We start from the raw sequence: 4143 nt of genomic DNA on the forward strand, positions 1-4143 counted from the left end.
CTCCACAAAAGCACGACTTTTTCGTCGTAGATGTCGCTTTTCTTTGGTGAAATTTGCGTTTCGTTGATGGCAATGTTTTTAACATCATTTGCCTCTTTTAGCGCATCGCACTCTTGTGCAAATTTCTCTTCAAGCTCGCTTATGGCTAAATTTATATCATTTACGCTTTGCTCGCTAAGCTTGACGTCGCTTCGCTCCTTTAAGACCTTGTTTGCGCTTCTAGCACTTGATGCGATCTTGCCGGCGTTTTGGCGAGATAAGAGCTTGTTGCCAAATATCGCTCCAAATATGCTTGCGCCTATGCTTATAGCTGCGTCAAGGCCGCTTGTGGTCATATCTTTTTGCTCTTTATCAAGCTTTGCAAGGGCTTTATTTAGCTTATCTTGCAAGCTCTTTTGCTCTTTTTCAAATTTAGCCGTGAGTTTTGCGGTTTGCTCCTCTAAAATTTCATTACACTTATCCTGAAGCCTTATGAAAAACTCCTCTTTTGACTCGTTTTCTTTTGAGTAAATTCCCATCGCCTCAAATGTGTTAAATTTGAAATTTCTATACAAAAATTCTTTAAAATCTTTCTCTAAAGCGTCAAAATTTTTAGCGCTCGTTACGAAATTTGGCACAGCTGCAAAGCTTGCACCGCTTGACTCATTTTCACTTGCATCAACGCGCATGCCTTCGCTAGCCTCACTCCAGTTTGGCTCTTTGTCATTTTCGCTAAGCTCATAAAGATAGCTCACTTCGCAAACACTATCAATGCCCTTTTTAGCATCATAAATTCTAACCTTTGCACTTGCTAGTAAATTTGGTGTGAGGCTTTTTGAGTTGGTGTAGAGCTGCGTGATATCGCTTGAGATGATAGGTTTTGCGCTAAATTTCATCTCGCTTTTATCTACGCCTTGGCTGCTTAAATTTTCTTTTTTATCTTTCATCAAATTTGAAATTTGCTCGCGGCTGAGCGGGCCTTTTAGATAGCTAAGTGCCCAGCGAGTGGAGATGACGTTTAAGCCGTCCTCGTTTATATTTTTAAGCAAGAAATTTCTTTTGGCTAAATTTGATATGAGACTTTCAAGTGAGGCTTTATCTAAGCTTGAGCCAGCGATGCCGCTTAGGCCGTCGATCACGCGTGCTTTGTCCTGCGCTGTTTGGAGGCGGCCGATGAACCAAGTGCCGATGTTGCTAAGGCCTTTGTAGTCAAGATCGACCGGGTTTTGCGTGCTTAAGATGCAGCCTAAACCAAATGCACGGGCTTGTTTTAAAAGCGTGAGCATAGGCGTTTTTGACGGCGGATTTGCGTTTGGCGGAAAAAAGCCAAAAATTTCATCCATATATAGGATCGCTCTAAGTGAGCTAGTGCCCTCTGTGCCGCGCATCCATGCTATGATCTCGTTTAGTAAAAGGGTGACAAAAAACATCCTTTCAGCGTCATTTAAGTGTGAGATCGTAAAGATATTGCACTTTGCTTTGCCGTTTTCGTCAAAAAGCATCTTTGAAATTTCAAGTCTAACGCCCTGCGTCCAGCCTTTAAAGCTTGGGCTTGCGATGAGTGCGTTTATCTTCATGGCAAGCTTTAGGCGCTCACTGCTTGGATAAAATGTATCTACGTCAAAAACGCCTATCTTTTTAAATGGCGGATTTGCTATGAAATTTATGAGCTCTTCGATGCTGACGTCTTTTTGCTCTTTAAATTTGCTCTCAAATATAGTGGATATTAGCAGCTGTTCTTTTGAACTCATGTCCTCTGAACTCATGCCAATAAGTGATAGCACCGAGGCTGCTAGCGAATTTATATAGTTGCTAAAAATTTCTTCGTCACTAATATTTGGGCAGGCAAAGTCGCTAAGTAGCGCCACGCCTATGCCAGATGAGCTTTTTGGTGTGTAGATGTTAAAGCTAGCGCTATCTTTTAAAATTTTTACGCGCTCGAGGTCTTGAAAACTAGACTCTATGCCGTTTCTCCAAAGCTCGGCCTGAGAGGCGGCAAATTCCTCTACGCTTTGACCTTTGTTTGCCGCTTCTGCTTCATCGACATAAGGTAAAAAATCCTCCGCTCTCATCTGCGGAAAGGTGAGGGCTAAATTTGTGATGTCGCCCTTTGGATCGATGATGATAGAGGGGATGTTGTCTATGCAGGCCTCTTCTAAAAGCGTGATACCAAGGCCTGTTTTACCGCTACCAGTCATACCAATGATGGCTGCGTGGGTGGTTAGGTCCTTGTTTTTATAAAAAAATGGCTCTTTGTCTTTTAGTCCGATATAAAAAAGTTTTAAATTTTCTTGTATGGTTTTCACTAATTGCCTTATTCGTATAAATTTATGCGTGAGCGAAGCTCGTCAAGCGTCTCTTTGACGCGCTTTTGCGTGAAGTCTTTTATCGTTTTGTCATCATCAACTAGCTGCATGCAGTATCTTATGTAGCCCTTGTATGCTAGCTCAGTGACAAGTTTTAGCTTTAAGGAGACGTTTTTTACTTCATCTGGTGAGAGCAAGATGTCAAAATTTGCCTCTAGCTCTTCGCCGTCTTTAAAATTTGTAGCTTGTGAGCTCAATATACTTATGCCGCCCTCTGAGATGTCGTAAAGACTGCCAACAAGCTCGCCTTGCTCTCCTTTTAGAGAAATTTTGGTAAAGCGGTTTGGTAAGACGCGCTGGAATTTTCTCTTGTTTGCATGCATGGTCGCTGTGCGCGAGAAATTTGAAAGAGTGACGCTTTTATCGGCGATATTGTAGTCGATGATGTCGGCGCGAAGTTGCTTTGAGAAGAAGCTATTTGGTAGGATGAAGCCCTTGCCATCTTGCTTCATGGCTAAAATTTGCATCATATCTACGCGAAAAACGACACTATCTTCTTTAACCTCTAAAATTTCGGCTTCGTATTTTATATTTAATCCGTCGTATAAATTTAAAAATTCAGGGCGGACCTTGGCGTTTTTCATGCGTGTAAATGTGTTGATCGGATCTTCGTAGAAAAATGAGCCAGTATCGATCATCTCTTTTACTGTGGTCTCTTGATGATTTTCGGCGTTATATAAAATTTCTTTCAATCTTGAGACGGCATTTACAAAGTAGCCCACATAGACTGCATCGTCGCAGGCGTGACTAAAATTTAGTGTCAAATTTAAAAGTAGGAAATTTATCAGCTCGTCTTTTGCGTTTAGTTTTGGTATTAGGCTGTTTAAGTCGTCGCGAATTTGTGTGGCATTTGGTTTTTGGATGAGTAGCGCGTCAAAGATACTCTCAAGGCAAATTTTCATCTGCTCGTGCGGCACCACAAGGGTTAATTGTCTGCAAAATTTGATACCCTCATCTATAAATTTAGCTCTTAAACCAAGTATGCAATCCTCGCAATTTTCGACAAGTTCTTGCCTGCCCTTAAACTCCATGGGGTCTCCAAAAAAGGTTATTTATTAAAACATTGCTATCATATATAAAGTTATATTAAAAAAATATTTAAATTTGTGTGCAGAGAGAATTTCTAGGCAAAGCTGCCTAGAAATTTGAATAATTATAGTTTGCTTTCGTTGTGTGAAAGGTAGTCAGCAACACCTTCAGTGCTTGGTTTCATACCAGAATCACCTTTGTGCCAGCCAGCTGGGCAAACTTCGCCGTGCTCATTTGTAAATAACATAGTATCTACCATTCTGATCATCTCGTCGATGTTTCTGCCGAGTGGTAGGTCATTTATAACTGCGTGGCGAACTGTGCCATCTTTGTCAAGTAGGAATGAACCGCGAAGTGCTACGCCAGCGTCTTCTAGAAGTACGTCAAAGCCACGAGCTATTGATTTTGTCATGTCAGCTACGATCGGGAAGCGAACTTTGCCGATACCGCCTTTATTTATTGGAGTCTCTTTCCATGCAAAGTGTGAGAACTGGTTGTCGCAAGAAACTGCGATAACTTCGATACCGCGTGACTTGAACTCGTCGTATCTTTTATCAAACGCGATGATCTCGCTTGGGCAAACGAATGTAAAGTCCATTGGGTAGAAGAACACAACAGCGCCCTTTTCGCCGATGTTTTTGTAAAGGTTGAAATCATTTACAATTTGATTGTTTCCTAAAACTGCTGCAGCTGTAAAGTCAGGTGCTTTTTTTGTTACTAACATATTTTCTCCTTAATAATAAATTTTATTGATTGCGAAATTATATCC

3 protein-coding genes are annotated in these 4143 nt (G+C 41.2%); all 3 read right to left on the reverse strand.

Annotated features, from left to right (window positions below):
• Nucleotides 1-2285 (reverse strand): ATP-binding protein (locus CYP77_RS09360; RefSeq protein WP_103599757.1); only part of this gene is annotated, 2285 nt, incomplete at its 3' end.
• An 8-nt stretch (nucleotides 2286-2293) separates the two neighbouring features.
• The gene (locus tag CYP77_RS09365; RefSeq protein WP_103567624.1) at nucleotides 2294-3376 is read right to left on the reverse strand and encodes a PilZ domain-containing protein; all 1083 of its coding nucleotides are present in this window, start codon (nucleotides 3374-3376) and stop codon (nucleotides 2294-2296) included.
• Nucleotides 3377-3498: 122 nt separating this feature from the next.
• Nucleotides 3499-4098, reverse strand: a complete 600-nt coding sequence (locus CYP77_RS09370; protein WP_103567623.1) for a peroxiredoxin — start codon at nucleotides 4096-4098, stop codon at nucleotides 3499-3501.
• Nucleotides 4099-4143: the final 45 nt, after the last annotated feature.

This window comes from Campylobacter concisus, from assembly GCF_002913865.1.
Lineage (GTDB): Bacteria > Campylobacterota > Campylobacteria > Campylobacterales > Campylobacteraceae > Campylobacter_A > Campylobacter_A concisus_AM.

Bases quoted from the DNA above. Each gene is read 5' to 3' on its own strand.
- CYP77_RS09365 (WP_103567624.1), bottom strand. From the start codon at position 3,376: ATGGAGTTTAAGGGCAGGCAAGAACTTGTCGAAAATTGCGAGGATTGC.
- CYP77_RS09370 (WP_103567623.1), bottom strand. From the start codon at position 4,098: ATGTTAGTAACAAAAAAAGCACCTGACTTTACAGCTGCAGCAGTTTTA.